Raw genomic sequence first — 17,343 nt, 5'->3', positions numbered from 1 at the left:
CCCGCAAAACCCGCCAAGGCCAAGCCCCACACCGCGGCCCCGCCGCAGCCCCCCACCGCGGCAGAGCCGCAGACGCCCGCCCCCACATCAAGCGATGACAGCGCCGAGGATACCCGCAACCCGCTGCAGAAACTGGCGGACCGGTTTCGCTGACAGGGTTTGCGCCCCGACGCCGCACGTGTTTGACTGGCGCAACGGACAAGGGGCGCGACATGCGGACGGTCGCCACAGGACAGAGCGTGACGAATGCTACAAGACCCGGCGGCCTTTGCTACCTGCCGGATGGCTTCTGGCACATATCCCGCGCACATGAGGAGAGCTGACATGGAAAAATATCCCGATATCAACGTACTGGGCAAGAAGCTGGCACTTTGCGGCGCAGATCCGGTCACCGGGTTCTTTCGCGACGGGCATTGCAACACCTGCGTGGCCGACAAGGGCAGCCACACGGTCTGCGCCATCATGACAGCGGAATTCCTGGCCTATTCGAAATATGTCGGCAATGACCTGTCCACCCCGCGCCCGGAGTTCGGCTTTGCCGGGCTGAAACCCGGCGATGCCTGGTGCCTCTGTGCCAGCCGGTTCCTGCAGGCCCATGACGAAGGCTGTGCGCCGCAGGTGCGGCTGGCCGCGACCCATCTGAGCGCGCTGGATGTGGTGCCGCTGAAGATACTGGAACAGTACAAGGCCTAGACAGCGCAGCGCCCCGACGGACATATGAAAAAGGCCCGGCTGAAACAGCCGGGCCTTTTGTAGTATAGTGGGTCTAAGCCTGCGCCCGGAACGTGTCAGTCCATGTCAAAGCCAAGGTGCTTGGCCACGGTGTAGATGTCCTTGTCGCCGCGCCCGCACATGTTCATGCAGATCAGGTGATCCGCAGGCAGATCCGGTGCGATCTTCATCACATGGGCCAGCGCGTGGCTGGGTTCGAGGGCGGGAATGATCCCTTCCTTTTCACAGCACAGGGTGAACGCCTCAAGCGCCTCTTTATCGGTGATCGAGACGTATTTGGCGCGGCCGATGTCATGCAGCCAGGCATGTTCCGGCCCGATGCCGGGATAGTCGAGCCCTGCGGAGATCGAGAACCCTTCGAGGATCTGACCGTCGTCATCCTGCAACAGGTAGGTGCGGTTGCCATGCAGCACGCCGGGACGCCCCCCGGTGAGCGAGGCGCAATGCTCCATCTTGGCATTGACACCCTTGCCGCCGGCCTCGACCCCGATGATGTTGACATCCTTGTCGTCCAGGAAGGGGTAGAACAGCCCCATTGCGTTCGACCCACCGCCGATCGCCGCGATGAGCGTGTCGGGCAGACGGCCTTCGGCCTCGTGCATCTGTTCCTTGGCTTCCTTGCCGATGATGGCCTGAAAATCGCGGACCATCGCGGGGTATGGGTGCGGACCGGCCACGGTGCCGATGCAATAGAAGGTGTCGCGCACGTTTGTGACCCAGTCGCGCAACGCGTCGTTCATCGCATCCTTGAGCGTGCCACGGCCAGATGTCACCGGAATGACCTCGGCCCCCAGCAGGCGCATGCGAAAGACGTTGGGTTTCTGGCGTTCCACGTCATGTGCGCCCATGTAGACGACGCATTTCAGCCCGAACTTGGCACAGACGGTGGCGGTCGCGACGCCATGCTGGCCCGCGCCGGTTTCCGCGATGATGCGGGTCTTGCCCATGCGGCGGGCGAGGATGATCTGGCCGAGCACGTTGTTGATCTTGTGCGCGCCGGTGTGGTTCAGCTCGTCGCGTTTGAGATAGATCTTGGCGCCGCCCAGATGTTCGGTCAGGCGTTCAGCGTAATAGAGCGGGCTGGGCCGGCCGACGTAATGTTTCCACAGGAAGTGCATTTCTTCCCAGAAACTGTCGTCGGTCTTGGAAATCTCGTACTGCTCTTCCAGTTCAAGGATGAGCGGCATCAGGGTCTCAGACACGAAACGCCCGCCGAAATTGCCAAAGCGGCCCTTTTCGTCGGGGCCGGTCATGAAGCTGTTGAAGAGGTCGTTCATCGCGCGTCTCCCGTGTTTCAGTGGTTGTTCTAGGGCTGCAGGGCGTGGATTTCCAGAGCGATTTCGAAGTCTCGCGTCCCGGCAGGGCACAAGATCGCGTCAGGCCGCCGCGCGTTCAAGCGCGGGATAGCGCCAGCCCAGAGTCACGCCCCGCGCCACAAGCGAGATCAGCAGCGCCGCCCAAAGCCCGTGGTTGCCAAGGAGCGGCAAGAGCACGATCACCGCGCCCACATAGATCAGCGCCGACAGGATCATCATGTTGCGCATGTCCGCGGTGCGGGTCGCGCCGATAAAGATCCCGTCGAGCATGAAGGCCGCAAGGCCCAGCACCGGGGCGGCGACCATCCAGGGCAGATAGACCCGCGCCTCGGCCTGAACAGGTGGCACATCGGCCATAAGATCGATCAGCGACGGCCCGCCAAAGGCAATGGCAAGCGACAGACCGCCACAGATCACCAGCCCCCAGAAGCTGGTCAGCAGGGCGCCGCGCCGCAGATGTGCCGGGCTGCGCGCGCCGACGGCCTGCCCCACCAGCGCCTCGGCCGCAAAGGCGAAACCGTCGAGCGCATGGGCGGTGATTTCAAGAAACTGCACCAGCACCTGATTGGCGGCCAGCGTCACATCACCGAAGTCGGCGCCGAGAAACAGAAAGGACATAAAGATGCCCTGCAGGAGGAAAGAGCGCAGCATGATGTCGGAATTGACCCGCAACATGCCCACAAGCTTGACCTGGTCAAAGACCCGCGGCCAGTCGCGCCAAGCGGGCACGCGGAACGCTGCACGGCAGAGCCACAGGCCCATGATCAGCCCCGACCATTCGGCGATGACCGTCGCACTGGCCACACCGCTGACGCCCCAGCCAAGGTCCAGCACAAACCACAGATCGAGCAGGATGTTGATCAGGTTCATCCAGAGCTGCAGCACCAGAACGGCGCGGGTGCGTTCCTGCGCGATCAGCCAGCCGGTGATGCCATAAAGCGCAATCGCCGCCGGGGCGGACCAGACGCGGATCGCCATATAGGTCTGAGCAAGGCTTTCGACCTCTTCGCTGGCGGGGGACAGGGCGAATCCGGCGCGAAAGATCAGCCCCTGCCCCAGGATCAGCAGCAGCCCGGCACAAAAGCCGATCATCAGCACGCGGGTCAGCAGGGCGGCGACCTCGGCCCGGTCCCCCCGCCCCGTGGCCTGAGCGGCAAGGCCGGTGGTGCCCATGCGCAGGAAGGAAAACAGCCAGTAAACGCCAGTGAGAATGACCGCGCCGATGCCCACGGCGCCAATGGGGGCGGCCAGACCCATCTGCCCGACAACGCCGGTGTCCACCGCGCCCAGGATCGGTACGGTCGCATTGGACAGCACGATGGGAATGGCGATGCTCAGCACCCGGCGATGGGTAACATCGCGCAGCGGCGCGGGGATATGGGCGGTGGCGTCACTCATCTGCAGGATCTTTCGGCGAACGGCGCTGCTCAGCCGTCGCTGCGCGGCATCAGGAAATGCGCCGAACATTCGGCAAAGGGACGGTCGTGATTGTCCTGCCAGGCCTGCGCATGCACGCTTGCATAGCGCCGACCGGACCGGGTCACGCGGGCACGGGCATAGGCGTCGCGCGGCAGGCCGGTGCGCAGATAGTCGGTGGAAAAATCGATGGTCTTGGGCAGGCGCGGCAGCCTTCCGGCCTCAAGATCCGACAGCTTGAGCTTGCCGCTTTCGATATCCTCCCACAGCCAGGACCAGCTGAGGGTGATGATCGCCGTCACCTCAAGAAACGCCGCCGTCACACCGCCGTGGATCGCGGGCAGCAGCGGGTTGCCGATCAGCTTGTCATCATAGGGCAGCAGGCCGGTCAACTCGTCCCCGCGCCGGTCGAACCGGATGCCGAGGAAGCTGATATAGGGCACACCGCTCACAAGGGCATTCAGCGCGGCATCGCGGCGCTGTTTGATCACCTGAACGGGTTCGGGGGGACGACGCGCCATCAGCCCTGTTCCACTGTAAAGGTGCCGGTTGCGGTGGCGACGGGGCGGTCGGTGTCGTCATCCGTGGCAGTGGCGCGCACAAAGGCGACCGAGCGGGTGATATGGTGACAGACCGCGTGCGCCGTGATCGACTGACCCGGGGTGGCAGCACGCATGTAGTCGATGCGCAGACCTATCGTTGCGGTGCCGCCCCCGGACAAAGGGTGGCTGACCACCGCGGCGCCGCCGCAGGTGTCCATCAGCGCGGACACGGCACCGCCGTGGATCACGCCGGTGTCGGGATCGCCGATCAGGCAGGGATTGTAGGGCATCACGATTTCGGCCATCCCATCGCCGATCTGCACGACGCTGAGGCCGAGGGCTGCGGCATGGGGCAGCGCCTCGATGAACTGGCGGGCGGTTTCGATCTGATCGGCATCCATGGCGGGTTTCCTTGATATGTGCCCGAAACACTGCCCGAGTTGGACCACGCCCCGCAGCCATGTGCAAGACGCCGCAGGAACCTGACGCCGCCCGAACGGAAAACAATCCGGCAGGGGGGTCAATCCAGCGTCACGGGCCAGCGTCACGGGCCAGCGTCACGGGCCAGCGTCACGGGCCAGCGTCACGGGGGTTTTATACCCTGCGCACACGGATGGCGGTAGAAGCCTCAGCACCCGGGCCTGCCCCGTGCGCCGCAAAAGAAATCCCCCGCGCAGGGGGATCGGGCTGTCTGTGATGTTGCTCTTGTGCCCGCCTGTCACTAGGTTTCGGATAAAAGGAGGCCGGGTCGATGAATGAAAAACGCTTCAGCTTCAAGGAAATGTGCGCGCATTATGATGTGACGCCACGCACCCTGCGGTATTACGAGTATATCGAGCTTCTGCAACCAGAGCGCGAAGGACGCGCCCGCTGGTACGGTCCCCGCGACCGGGCACGGATGACGCTGATCCTGCGCGGGCGCAAGTTCGGCTTTCATCTGGAAGACATCCGCCAATGGCTGCTGATCTACGAAAAGGAAGGCACCTCGGCGCAGATGCAGGCCTGGGTCGCGCTGGCGGACGGGCAACTGGCCGAACTGGCCGAACAGCGCCGCCAACTGGACGAAGCGATGGTCGAGCTGAAGCGGCTGCGCGACGAAACAGCCGAGTCGCTTATTTCGTGATCTGACAAGGTGATCGCCTGGGGCGCCGTTGCGTCAGTTCGGGCGATCACAGAAAAACATCAAGCCGCCTCTTGGGGATTTAACGAAATTCCCGAGGTGATCGTTGACGCGATCTTATCTTACGTCAACGAAAATGTGACGCAGCGTCTGACTACGTCACCCCAAATTCTCATTGTAAGACACCGGTAAGGGCCGCATTTCGCCGGGCAATTAACCCTACGATAGGCTTGGAAGATGACCGAACACGAAACGATGACAATCCGACAGATGTGCGATGCGTTCGAGGTAACGCCCCGCACCCTGAGATTCTATGAAGCGAAAGAACTGCTGTTTCCGATCCGTGAAGGGCAGAAGCGCCTGTTCACGCGGCGCGACCGCGCCAGACTCAAGCTGATCCTGCGCGGCAAGCGTTTCGGGTTCAGCCTTGAAGAGATCCGCCAGCTTCTGGACCTGTACGACATTGGCGATCAGCAGCAGACGCAGATCACCAAGACTCATGAGATCGCCCAGCAGCGGCTGGCCGAGATGGTCGCCCAGCGGGATGAGCTGAACCGGGCGATTTCGGACTTGGAAGAACAATTGCAATGGGGCGAAAAAATGCTCGCCTCAATGAACCAGACGAAGAACGCCGCAGAATAGGCAGACACAGACCCTGAGGAGGACCCGATGCCGATCTATCACGCGCCAACCAAGGACATGCAGTTCATTCTGCACGACGTACTGAAGATGTCCCAATCCGACATCCCCGGTTACGAGGATCTGGACCGCGAGACGACACAGGCGATCCTCGAAGAAGCAGGCAAGCTGAGCGAGAATGTGCTCGCTCCGCTGAACCCGGTTGGCGATGCCGAAGGCTGCACGCTGGAAAACGGTGTCGTGCGCACGCCGACCGGGTTCAAGGACGCTTACGACCAGATGCGGGCGGGGGGCTGGATCGGCCTCGACTGCGACCCCGAGTATGGTGGGCAGGGCATGCCCTACCTGATGAATTCGGCTGTGGGCGAGATGTTCGTGTCGTCCAACATGGCCTTCAACATGTATCAGGGCCTGTCGCACGGCGCTTATAACGCGATCCACACCCATGGCACGGATGCGCAAAAGGCGACGTATCTGCCCCAGATGGTCGAAGGGTCCTGGTCCGGCACCATGAACCTGACCGAGCCGCATTGCGGCACCGATCTGGGCCTGATCCGCACCAAGGCAGAACCGCAGGACGACGGGTCCTATGCGATCACCGGGCAGAAGATCTGGATTTCGGCGGGCGAACATGACCTGACCGACAACATCATCCATCTGGTGCTGGCCAAGATTCCGGGCGGGCCGGACGGAGTCAAAGGCATTTCGCTGTTCATCGTGCCAAAGTTTCTGGTGAACGCAGACGGATCGCTGGGCGCGCGCAATGCGCTGTCCTGCGGCGGTCTGGAAAAAAAGATGGGCATTCACGGCAATGCCACCTGCGTGATGAACTATGATGGCGCCAAGGGGTTCCTGATTGGTGAAATGCACAAGGGCATGCGCGCCATGTTCACCATGATGAACGAGGCGCGTCTGGGCGTTGGCCTGCAGGGCTATGCGCAGGGCGTCGTCGCCTATCAGAACGCGCTTGGCTTTGCGCAGGAGCGTTTGCAGGGCCGTGCGGTAACAGGGGCCGAGGCGCCGGACAAACCCGCCGATCCGATCATCGTGCACCCGGATGTGCGCCGCAACCTGCTGCACCAGAAGTCCTTTATCGAAGGCGCGCGGGCGTTCACCTTTTGGGGCGCGTCGCTGATCGACCGGGCGCACCGCAACAGCGATGCACAGGCCGAGGGGCTGATTTCGCTGCTGACGCCGGTGCTCAAAGGGTTCCTGACCGACAAGGGGTTCGAGACAACCGTGCTGGCACAGCAGACGCTGGGCGGATCGGGCTTTACCCGCGAATGGGGGTTGGAGCAGTTCGTGCGCGATGCCCGCATCACCATGATCTACGAGGGCACCAACGGCATCCAGTCGCTTGACCTCGTGGGCCGCAAGCTGGGTCAGGACGGCGGCAAGCATGTGATGGGCTTCTTTGAGATGGTGAAGACCTTCCTCAAGGAAAACGCCGGTCAGGATGCCGATTTCGACGCGCAGTTCCTTGACCCGCTCAAGGCGGCGTCCAAAGATCTGCAGGCGGCGGGGATGTATTTCATGTCCGAAGGCATGAAGAAACCGAACAACGCGCTGTCGGGGTCCTATGATTTCATGCACCTGTTCGGCCATGTCTGTCTGGGCTTGATGTGGGCGCGGATGGGCGTTGCGGCCCGGGCCGGGCTTGCGTCGGGCGACGGCGATGCCCAGTTCTATGAAACCAAGCTCGCCACCGGGCGCTATTACATGGCGCGCCAGCTGCCTGCCACGGCGCTGCATCTGGCACGCATCAGAACCGGCGCGGATACGGTGATGGAACTGGACGCCGCGCAGTTCTGACGCAAGGATGGGGACAGGGATCTGCCCCGTCCGTCAAAAGGGTCGGAGACCCGGATGCAAGACACTCTGAAGGGGGGAGCCGGATGAGATCAGACTGTAGGACAGAGATTGCGGGGGGAGGCGGGGTTTCGTTCCGCGCCTGCGCTGGGCATGGAAGCTCCGCTGCGCTGACCCGCACACCGTTGGTCCCAACCGCACTGTCGGATTTTGCGTATTTGGAAAGAGAAGAAGCGGGGGAAGGTCCACCCTGTCCTCCGGCACCAAATCGGGATTTACCCATGCGGGCGGGAGTCCAGGGCTTCTCCTCTTGCGGTCATCGGCTCGCCAGCCTGTACCGCCCCTCAACTCTGGCCGCGTTAACCTTAACACGCAGTTACCGCAGAGCCGCTTTTTGCGCTTCTTCTCTTTCCAAATACGCAAAATCCACCATCACAACCCGCGCCAAGGGAGGGCGACTGGCATGACGATGCAACTTCATTGCTTTGGAGAATCCGGCAATGCCTATAAGGCGGCGCTGGCGCTGGAACTGGCGGGGCTGGACTGGGAGCCGGTCTTTGTCGATTTTTTCAACGGCGCGACGCGCGCGCCCGCATACCGTAGCGAGATCAACGAGATGGGCGAGGCCCCTGTGTTGGTGGATGGCGCGGTCAAGATATCCCAGTCCGGCGTGATCCAGATGTATGTGACCGAGAAAAGCGGCAAGTTCGGCGGCGCGACCCCGGCAGAGGCGCGCGAGGTCATGCGCTGGGTGTTCTGGGACAATCACAAGCTGTCCAGTCAGGCCGGGATGACCCGGTTCCTGATGAATTTCCTGCCCGAGGACAAGCGCCCTGCCCCGGTGATCCAGTTCATGGAGGGCCGCCTCAAAGCCGCCTATGAGGTGCTGAACAGCCACCTTGCCGGGCGCGACTGGATTGTCGGGCAGGACCTCACCAATGCCGATCTCAGCTGCTGTGCCTATCTCTATTATCCCGAACCGTTCGGGTTCGATCGCGCCGACTGGCCCCATATCGACGCCTGGCTGAGCCGCATCAGCGAACAGCCCGGCTGGAAACACCCCTACGATCTGATGCCCGGCAACCCCTCGGACCGGGCCTGAAGGAGACAACCATGACCGAAGCTTATATCTACGACGCGATCCGCACCCCACGCGGCAAGGGCCGCAAGGACGGTGCTTTGCATGAGGTGACCTCTGTGCGCCTGTCGGCGCAGGTGCTGAACGGGCTGAAGGAACGCAACCATCTGAGCGGCCATGCGGTCGAGGATGTGATCTGGGGCAATGTCACGCAGGTCGGTGAACAGGGCGGCTGTCTGGCGCGCACGGCGGTGCTCGCCTCTGATCTCGACCAGTCGATCCCGGGCCTTGCCATCAACCGGTTCTGTGCCTCCGGCATGGAGGCGGTGAACATTGCCGCCAATCAGGTGCGCGGCGGCGCGGGCGAGGCCTATATCGCGGGCGGCGTTGAAATGATGGGCCGTGTGGCCATGGGCAGCGACGGGGCGGCGATTGCCGTGGACCCGAGCGTTGCCATGGACACCTATTTTGTGCCGCAGGGGATTTCCGCGGACATCATCGCCACCGAATATGGCTTCAGCCGCGATGATGCGGATTCTCTGGCGGTGGAAAGCCAGCGCCGGGCCAAGGCAGCCTGGGATGACAACCGGTTCGAAAAGTCGATCCTGACGGTGCGCGATCAGAACGGCCTCGCGATTCTGGACCGCGACGAATACATGCGCCCCGAGACCAACATGCAGAGCCTTGGCGCGCTTAACCCCAGCTTTCAGATGATGGGCGAGGTGATGCCCGGTTTCGACAAGATCGCGCTGATGAAATACCCCCATCTTGAGCGGATCAACCACATCCACCATGCGGGCAATTCATCCGGCATCGTCGATGGTGCTGCCGGTGTGCTGATCGGCAACAAGGAGTTTGGCGAGAAATACGGGCTGACGCCGCGCGCCCGCATCCGCGCCACCGCCAAGATCGGCACCGATCCGACGATCATGCTGACCGGGCCGGTGCCTGTGACGGAAAAGATCCTGAAAGACAACGGGATGAGCATCAGCGACATCGACCTCTTTGAGGTGAACGAGGCCTTTGCCAGCGTGGTTCTGCGCTTCATGCAGGCCTTTGACGTCGATGCCGACAAGGTCAACGTCAATGGTGGATCTATCGCCATGGGCCACCCGCTGGGGGCCACCGGCGCGATCATCATCGGCACCTTGCTGGACGAGCTGGAACGGTCCGGCAAGAGCGTCGGTCTGGCCACGCTGTGCATCGCGTCGGGCATGGGCGCCGCCACGATCATCGAGCGGGTCTGATGGAGATGGCGCGCGGCAGCGGTGCGCAAGCTATCGGGCCGGTGTGGCGCGCCGTCGTCAGGGGTTGGCAACCCTTTGAAAGGCGCGTCGCGCAGTCATGTGCGCGCAAAAGGATAGAGATTGCTTGCGCAATACGTATGCTACGCAACAGCAGGGGATCAAAAGTCGGCCAAATGTGCGACACTTCCGTTTCGATAGCTTTGACGCTGCTGCCTTTGACACCCATGCCCAAGGAACCGCTGCATGCCTGACACGATCATACAGACCTGGCTCGACCGACATAGCGACACCTTTCTGCAGAACGACTTTGTCGCCCATATGCGGCGCGTGCATCTGCCGATCTGCATCCGGACGGCAGGTGGCGCAGAATGGCTGATCCGCGAAGAGGCGGTCCTGCGCAATGGTTTCGACGCCTGGGTGAAAGTGATCCGCGACCAGCATGCCACAGATCTGGTGTATCGCCTGCTGAGTGTCGACAAACAAGGCGAAGACATCATCTGGGCCTCTTATTCCACCCATATTCTGCGCGATGCAACGCCGATGGTGCCCGCTTATGACTCTGCCCTGTGCCTGATCCACATCGATGGAAGCTGGAAATGCAATTCGGTCATCTCGGGTCTGTCCAACACCCAATGGCCGGTGGTCATGCCGCGTGTCGATACATCAGAGGGCGGTGCACATAAGCCAGACTTCCCCTCGCTCTGCCCAGAGGCGGCGCGCCTGCCGAATGAGCCATCGATCCTGACCCCACCCGTCATCCCGCCGCGAAAGGACTGAGCGATGCCAAAGGTCGCACTTGGCGAACCTGTGACTGTGGCACACACCTCGCACCCCGTGCTGGGGGCGTCGCTGCGCAGCTATGCCTATGTGTCCCTGTCGGATGCAGGTGGGCTGAGCCAGTTTGGCGCGCATCTGGAAACGCTAGACTCCGGCGCGCGGTCCGCGCACCGCCACTGGCACGAAGCCGAGGATGAGCTGATCTATCTGCTGTCAGGCGAGGTCGTGCTGATCGAAGAGGATGAGACCGCGCTGGCGGCGGGCGATGTTGCGGCATGGCCTGCGGGCCACCCCGTGGGGCATTGCCTGGAAAACCGTACGCAGGCGCATGCGACCTATCTGGTGGTCGGAACCCGCAGCAGGGCCGATGTGGTGCATTACCCCGACGCCGGGCTCAGCGTCACGCTGACAGACCGCCGCCACAGGGTGTTTCGTGATGCCAGCGGAACAGTGGTTGCCGAATATTCCAGCCCGTCCGTAGGAGCATCCTGACCATGCCCAAGATCGACCTCGCCACGCTGCCTGTGCGCACCGGATCAAGCTACCCCGCGCCCCATGCCGCTGCGGTGGCCGGGCGGTCGTCGCTGCGCCTTGCTGATGCCGGGGGGCTGACGCAGTTCGGGGCCAATCTGGTCAGGCTGGAACCGGGCGCGATGTCGAGCCTGCGCCACTGGCACGAAACCCAGGACGAGCTGGTGTTCGTGACCGACGGCGCGCTGACCCTGCGCGATGACTTTGGCGACACGCCGCTGAACGCCGGCGACTGCGCCACCTTCCCGGCGGGAGAGGCGAATGGCCATCACATCCTGAACCTGTCGGACGCGCCGGGCCACTTTCTGGTGATCGGCACCCGCACGGACGCAGACACCGGCTGGTATTCAGATGTCGACCTCAGGGTCTCCTCCCGGCGCAACGAACACAGCTACACCCGGGCCGACGGCACGCCGTTCACCCCGGACTGACACCGAACATGCCGCGCCCGACGCGGCCCCGAACCACCTTTGAGAGGGAGAGAGAACATGACCGATTTCACCATGACCAAGGATGCCGACGGCGTCGCGATCATCACGTGGGACGTGCCGGACAGGTCGATGAACGTGATGTCCCTGCAGGGCTTTGCCGATCTTGACGCGCTGATCGACGACGCGCTGGCCGATGACGCGGTCAAGGGCATCGTGATCACCAGCGGCAAGGACAGCTTTGCCGGCGGCATGGATCTGAACGTCATCGCCAAGATGAAGGACGACGCCGGCGACGATCCCGTGCGGGGTCTGTTCGAGGGCGTGATGAAAATGCACGGCGTGCTGCGCAAGATCGAACTGGCCGGCATGGACCTCAAGACCCAGAAGGGCGGCAAACCCATCGCCGCCGCCTTGCCCGGCACGGCGCTGGGCATCGGTCTGGAACTGCCGCTCTCGACGCACCGGATCTTTGCCTCGATCAACCCCAAGGCCAAGATCGGCCTGCCGGAAATCATGGTCGGCATCTTTCCCGGCGCCGGCGGCACCACGCGCCTTGTGCGCAAGATGGGGGCGATGGCGGCCTCTCCCTTCCTGCTCGAAGGCAAGCTGTGTGATCCGATCCGGGCCAAGGCGGCAGGGATCATCGACGAGGTGGTGGCCGACCCGCTGACCGCGGCGCGCGAATGGGTGCTGAACGCCAAGGATGCCGATCTGGTGAAACCCTGGGATGCCAAGGGCTACAAGATGCCCGGCGGCGCGCCCTATCACCCGGCGGGCTTCATGACCTTTGTCGGCGCCTCTGCCATGGTGAACGGCAAGACGCAGGGCGTCTATCCGGCGGCCAGGGCACTGCTGAGCGCGGTCTACGAAGGCGCGCTGGTGCCGTTCGACACCGCGCTCAAGATCGAGGCGCGCTGGTTCACCAATGTGCTGATGAACCCCAGCTCGGGCGCGATGATCCGCTCGCTCTTCATCAACAAGGAAGCGCTTGAAAAAGGCGCCGTGCGCCCCGCCGAAGTCTCCGACCAGCGCGTGCGTCAGGTCGGCATTCTGGGCGCAGGCATGATGGGGGCGGGCATCGCGCTGGTTTCGGCCCAGGCCGGGATCGACGTGGTGCTGATCGACCAGAAACAAGAGGCGGCAGACAAGGGCAAGGCCTATGTCGCCGATTACATGGACAAGGGCATTGCAAAGAAAAAGGCATCGCCCGAGAGCAAGGAGGCGCTGCTGGGCCGCATCCATGCCACCACCGACTACGCCGCCCTGCAAGGCTGCGATCTGATCATCGAGGCGGTGTTCGAAGATCCCCGCATCAAGGCCGAGGTGACGCGGAACGTCGAAAAGGTCATCCCCGAGGATTGTATCTTTGCCACCAACACCTCGACCCTGCCGATCACCGAACTGGCCAAGGCGAGCGAACGCCCCGAGCAGTATATCGGCATCCACTTCTTCTCTCCGGTGGAAAAGATGCTGCTGGTCGAAATCATCAAGGGCAAGCAGACCGGCGACCGCGCCGTGGCCAAGGCGCTGGATTTCGTGCGCCAGATCCGCAAGACGCCGATTGTGGTGAACGATGCGCGCTTCTTCTACGCCAACCGCTGCATCATCCCCTATATCAACGAAGGCATGCGGATGATCGCCGAAGGCGTCTCCCCCGCGCTGGTGGAAAACGCCGCCCGGCTGGTCGGCATGCCGCTCGGCCCGCTGCAGCTGGTGGATGAAACCTCGATTGACCTCGGGGCCAAGATCGCCCGCGCAACCAAGGCGGCGATGGGCGACGCCTATCCCGACGGCGCGGTGGACGATGTCATCTTCTGGATGGAGGGTGAGGGCCGTCTGGGCCGCAAGGCCAAGGCAGGCTTTTACGCCTATGACGACAAGGGCAAGCGGCAGGGCCTCTGGTCCGGCATCGGCGCGCAGTATATGCTTCTGGATGACCAGCCCGACCTGATCGAAGTACAGCACCGCCTGCTTTTCGCGCAGGTGCTCGAAGCGGTGCGCGCGCTTGAAGATGGCGTGCTGATGGACATCCGCGAAGGCGACGTGGGCGCGATCCTCGGCTGGGGCTTTGCACCGTGGTCGGGCGGGCCCTTTTCCTGGCTCGACATCATCGGCGCGCCCTATGCGGCCGAACGTTGCGACCAGCTGCAGGCCCGCTTTGGCGACCGCTTTGCCTGCCCGGCACTGCTGCGCGAGATGGCGGACAAGAACCAGAGCTTTTACACCCGCTTCGCCGCCCCGGCCAAAGCCGCCTGAACCGGTTGCGCCGCGCTGACGCGCGTCGCCCGGTTTGAGGATTGCGCCGCGCTCGCGCGCGTCGCTGTGGGGGCGGGGGCCGGTCCTGACGGACCGGCCCCCGCCAGCACACCCAAATGACAGCCGTCCCGAGCCCCGGCTTCATCTGCCCTTAAATATCCCGGGGAGTGTGAGGGGCTGGCCCCTCACTCCGGCGCGTGCCAGGCGCGTGACAGTGCAAATCCGGAATGCCGCGCCGGCCAAAGGTCGGTATGTCGCACATCCCGCTCGCCCTTTTCACGGCCGACAAAGGCGCGCATAGTTTCCCAAAGATCATTGGGGAGTGAGAGACATGGGCTGGCTGGCAGATGAATCCGGGCTTGAGAAACGCACGGCGAATTACACGCCGCTGACACCACTGTCCTTCCTTGGCCGTGCGGCAGAGGTGTTTCCGGATCAGCTGGCTGTGGTCTACGGGCCCCATCGCAAGACCTATGCCGAATACCATGCGCGCTGCTCGCAGCTTGCCTCTGCCCTCGCGGGCATGGGCGTGACCCCCGGCGATGTGGTTGCCACGCTGATCCCGAATCTGCCCCCGCAGGCCGAGGCACATTTTGGCGTGCCCGCCTGCGGCGCCGTGCTGAACACGATCAACACAAGGCTTGAGGTCGCGACAGTGGCCTATATCTTTGACCATGCCGAGGCCAAGGTTGTGCTGGTCGACACCCAGTTCCTCCCGCTGGCCGAGGCGGCGCGCGACGCGATGGAGGGTGCCAAACCGACGCTGATCGAGGTGCCGGACGATCACGCTGGCTATCCCGCGACCGGGCGGTACGAGACCTACGAGGCGCTTCTGGCCAAGGGGGATCCGGCCTTCAGCTGGCATATGCCCGAGGATGAATGGGAAAGCCTCGCGCTCAACTACACCTCTGGCACCACCGGGCGGCCCAAGGGCGTGGTTTATCACCACCGGGGCGCCTATCTGAATGCAATGGGGCAAATCGTGAGCTGGCGCATGGTGCTGCACCCGGTTTACCTCACCATCGTGCCGCTGTTTCACTGCAACGGCTGGTGCCACACCTGGATGATGCCGGCCCTCGGCGGCACGCTTGTGGGCTGTCGGGATATCACAGCTAGGGCGATTTTTGATGCCATCGCGGATGAGGGTGCCACCCATTTCGGCGGCGCGCCCATCGTGCTCAACATGCTGGTGAACGCCCCCGCCGAAGACCGCCGCGTCTTTGACCACACGGTCGAGGTCTTCACCGCAGGTGCCCCCCCAGCGCCCAGCACACTCGCCAAAATCGAGCCGATGGGGTTCAACGTCACCCATGTCTATGGCCTGACCGAAACCTACGGGCCGGGCACCGAATGCCTGTGGTCCAGCCGCTGGGACCACCTGATCGGCGACGACCGCGCTGCGGTAAAATCGCGTCAGGGCGTGGCGATGCCCTTTCTGGAACATGTGACGGTGATGGACGAGACCATGACAGAGGTGCCCCGCGACGGTACGGCCAAGGGTGAGATCATGTTTCGCGGCAATGGCGTGATGAAGGGCTATTACAAGAATCCCGAGGCGACAGCCGAGTCGTTTGAGGGTGGGTATTTCCACAGCGGCGACATCGCCGTGATGCATGATGACGGACATATCCAGATCGCAGACCGGGCCAAGGACATCATCATCTCGGGCGGCGAAAACATCAGCTCGGTCGAGATTGAGGGCGTGCTGATGGCGCATGATGCGGTCAACCTCTGCGCTGTGGTCGCCAGACCGGATGACAAATGGGGCGAGGTGCCTTGTGCCTTTGTCGAATTGAAACCGGGCGTGGAGGTGAGCGAGGCGGATCTGATCACCTTTGCGCGAACACGGCTCGCCGGGTTCAAGACACCCAAACGCGTGGTGTTTCAGGAATTGCCCAAGACCTCGACCGGCAAGATCCAGAAGTTCGAACTGCGCAAACTCGCAAAAGCGCTGTAACGCCAAAGCAGCCTGTGTTTTCAGTGCTCCGCGCAGCTCGCCCGTTTGCCCTGACGCGGCAAGCCCGCCTTGGGCTGGGCCGCGTGATGCCCGGGGCCGGAACGCGGCAAGCCCGGTTTGGGCCTGCCGCGGTGGCGCCTTTGTCCGTGCCGCTGCGGGCTTTCCTCGGGGCGCGCCGCCGTGTAGGGTCCGCGCAAAGATGAGGCAGAGCAGCAGCCCGCATGACAGCGCTGAACAAATACCAACGGCTTGAGGCAACTGGCTTCTGGCGACCTTCCCCGGATGCGGAACGTCGTGATGTGGTTGTCTCTCTCGGGGATGCCTCGCTGACCATAATGGACACCCGCGACCGGATTCTGACGCATTGGTCTCTCGCCGCTGTGGCGCGCGTCAACAAGGGCGCTTTGCCGGCGCTTTATCATCCAGATGGCGATCCGGATGAGACGCTGGAAATTCCCGCCTCTGAAACAGACATGATCGACGCGCTTGACCGCGTGCACCGCGCGATCGAACGCCGCCGCCCCCGCCGGGGCAAGCTGCGCGGCTGGGTCACGGGCAGCATCGCCGGACTGGTCGTGCTGCTGGCGGTGTTCTGGCTGCCCGGCGCGCTGTTGCGCCACACGGTCGAGGTGGTGCCCATGGTCAAGCGGGTCGAGATTGGCGAAGCCCTGCTGGAACGCATCACCCGGGTCGCTGGTCCGGCCTGCACCGCCCCGCAGGCACAGGAGGCGCTGCGCCGCCTGTCCGCCCGCATTCTGGGCGAAGAGCGGCGCGATGCGCTGGTTGTGGTGCGCGACGGCGTGCGCACAACGCTGCACCTGCCGGGCGGGCGCATTCTGCTGAACCGTGCGCTGGTCGAACGGCCCGAGGATCCGGATGTTACCGCAGGCTATGTCCTGGTGGAATCCCTGCGCCGCCAGGGGCGTGATCCGCTCGAAGGGTTGCTGCACCACGCAGGTCTCTGGGCCAGTCTCAAGCTGCTGACCACCGGATCGCTGCCCGAATCCGTTCTGGAGGATTACGCTCAGACCTTGATGGCCGAAGACCCGCCAGCGGAACCGCTGGCCCGGATGGTTGAGGCCTTTGGCGCGGCGGATCTGCGCACAACGCCCTATGCCGAGGATCTTGCCGATGACACGACCCCGGCTCTGATCGCGGCGGATCCGCACAAGTCCGATGACAGCCGCCCGGTGCTGACCGATGCGGACTGGGTGCGCCTGCAAGGCATCTGCGGCGGCTGATTGCTGTCAGATGCCGGTTTGATGGGCAAAGCCAAACGGATTCCGCGGCCCCGATCAAAGCGTGCCGCCTTTAATCTGAATCGCTTGTTCGCGGTCTCTCCCTTTGGTCGAGCGCGAAATCCGATGCCCTTTTTCTCAGGTCAAACCCGAAACGCTTTAGGGCAAAATCATTCAATCCGCACAAAGCAGGCAGACTGTGTTACACTGGATATATAGCGGTTCGATCCAAAGCTGATACACCAGTCGCTGTC

General features: G+C 63.2%; 16 protein-coding genes. 12 read left to right on the top strand and 4 right to left on the bottom strand.

From position 1 onward, the window contains the following. Positions 1-324 precede the first annotated feature (324 nt). Complete coding sequence (locus tag P775_RS22005; protein ID WP_099912999.1) at positions 325-693, top strand: DUF2237 family protein; 369 nt, start codon at positions 325-327, stop codon at positions 691-693. 95 nt (positions 694-788) lie between these two features. Here P775_RS22005 and trpB read toward each other — a convergent pair whose 3' ends face one another. The 4 genes from trpB to P775_RS21985 all read right to left on the bottom strand — a co-directional run bounded on the left by trpB (position 789) and on the right by P775_RS21985 (position 4,407). Beyond that, positions 789-2,009: a tryptophan synthase subunit beta gene (gene trpB, locus P775_RS22000; RefSeq protein WP_099912998.1), complete on the bottom strand. Its 1,221-nt coding sequence runs from the start codon at positions 2,007-2,009 to the stop codon at positions 789-791. Positions 2,010-2,108: 99 nt separating this feature from the next. Continuing rightward, positions 2,109-3,446 carry an MATE family efflux transporter gene (locus tag P775_RS21995; protein WP_099913001.1) on the bottom strand — a complete coding sequence of 446 codons (1,338 nt, stop codon included), beginning with the start codon at positions 3,444-3,446 and terminating at the stop codon, positions 2,109-2,111. A 29-nt stretch (positions 3,447-3,475) separates the two neighbouring features. After that, the gene (locus P775_RS21990; protein WP_099912997.1) at positions 3,476-3,985 is read right to left on the bottom strand and encodes a PaaI family thioesterase; all 510 of its coding nucleotides are present in this window, start codon (positions 3,983-3,985) and stop codon (positions 3,476-3,478) included. Further along, positions 3,985-4,407 carry a PaaI family thioesterase gene (locus P775_RS21985; RefSeq protein ID WP_099912996.1) on the bottom strand — a complete coding sequence of 141 codons (423 nt, stop codon included), beginning with the start codon at positions 4,405-4,407 and terminating at the stop codon, positions 3,985-3,987. The genes P775_RS21990 and P775_RS21985 overlap by 1 nt, the downstream gene beginning before the upstream one ends. 350 nt (positions 4,408-4,757) lie before the next feature. Here P775_RS21985 and P775_RS21980 point away from each other — a divergent pair, with 350 nt between their 5' ends. From P775_RS21980 to P775_RS21930, 11 genes are all read left to right on the top strand, one after another. Continuing rightward, positions 4,758-5,129 carry a MerR family transcriptional regulator gene (locus P775_RS21980; protein ID WP_099912995.1) on the top strand — a complete coding sequence of 124 codons (372 nt, stop codon included), beginning with the start codon at positions 4,758-4,760 and terminating at the stop codon, positions 5,127-5,129. A gap of 234 nt (positions 5,130-5,363) precedes the next feature. Continuing rightward, on the top strand, positions 5,364-5,768 hold the full coding sequence (locus P775_RS21975) for a MerR family transcriptional regulator (RefSeq protein WP_099912994.1): 405 nt from the start codon (positions 5,364-5,366) through the stop codon (positions 5,766-5,768). A 27-nt stretch (positions 5,769-5,795) separates the two neighbouring features. Then, positions 5,796-7,577 (top strand): acyl-CoA dehydrogenase C-terminal domain-containing protein, encoded by a 1,782-nt coding sequence (locus P775_RS21970; protein ID WP_099912993.1) that lies wholly within the window; start codon positions 5,796-5,798, stop codon positions 7,575-7,577. A gap of 460 nt (positions 7,578-8,037) precedes the next feature. Beyond that, positions 8,038-8,676: a glutathione S-transferase family protein gene (locus tag P775_RS21965; RefSeq protein WP_099912992.1), complete on the top strand. Its 639-nt coding sequence runs from the start codon at positions 8,038-8,040 to the stop codon at positions 8,674-8,676. 11 nt (positions 8,677-8,687) lie between these two features. Continuing rightward, the gene (locus P775_RS21960) at positions 8,688-9,899 is read left to right on the top strand and encodes an acetyl-CoA C-acetyltransferase (protein WP_099912991.1); all 1,212 of its coding nucleotides are present in this window, start codon (positions 8,688-8,690) and stop codon (positions 9,897-9,899) included. 243 nt (positions 9,900-10,142) lie between these two features. Next, the gene (locus P775_RS21955; protein ID WP_099912990.1) at positions 10,143-10,676 is read left to right on the top strand and encodes a hypothetical protein; all 534 of its coding nucleotides are present in this window, start codon (positions 10,143-10,145) and stop codon (positions 10,674-10,676) included. A gap of 3 nt (positions 10,677-10,679) precedes the next feature. Further along, positions 10,680-11,168 (top strand): cupin domain-containing protein, encoded by a 489-nt coding sequence (locus tag P775_RS21950; RefSeq protein WP_099912989.1) that lies wholly within the window; start codon positions 10,680-10,682, stop codon positions 11,166-11,168. Between the two features lie 2 nt (positions 11,169-11,170). Beyond that, entirely contained in the window at positions 11,171-11,638 is a 468-nt protein-coding gene (locus P775_RS21945; protein ID WP_099912988.1) for a cupin domain-containing protein, read from the top strand. Positions 11,639-11,695: 57 nt separating this feature from the next. Beyond that, positions 11,696-13,894, top strand: coding sequence for a 3-hydroxyacyl-CoA dehydrogenase NAD-binding domain-containing protein (locus P775_RS21940; RefSeq protein WP_099912987.1), 2,199 nt, complete (start codon positions 11,696-11,698; stop codon positions 13,892-13,894). 331 nt (positions 13,895-14,225) lie between these two features. Next, the gene (locus tag P775_RS21935; protein WP_099912986.1) at positions 14,226-15,851 is read left to right on the top strand and encodes an AMP-binding protein; all 1,626 of its coding nucleotides are present in this window, start codon (positions 14,226-14,228) and stop codon (positions 15,849-15,851) included. Between the two features lie 221 nt (positions 15,852-16,072). Next, positions 16,073-17,092: a hypothetical protein gene (locus P775_RS21930; RefSeq protein ID WP_099912985.1), complete on the top strand. Its 1,020-nt coding sequence runs from the start codon at positions 16,073-16,075 to the stop codon at positions 17,090-17,092. Positions 17,093-17,343: the final 251 nt, after the last annotated feature.

Origin of the sequence: Puniceibacterium antarcticum (assembly GCF_002760615.1) — a bacterium.
GTDB lineage: Bacteria > Pseudomonadota > Alphaproteobacteria > Rhodobacterales > Rhodobacteraceae > Puniceibacterium > Puniceibacterium antarcticum.
The sequence above is the reverse complement of the archived record's forward strand: the minus strand, read 5'-3'. Positions and strand labels throughout refer to the sequence as shown.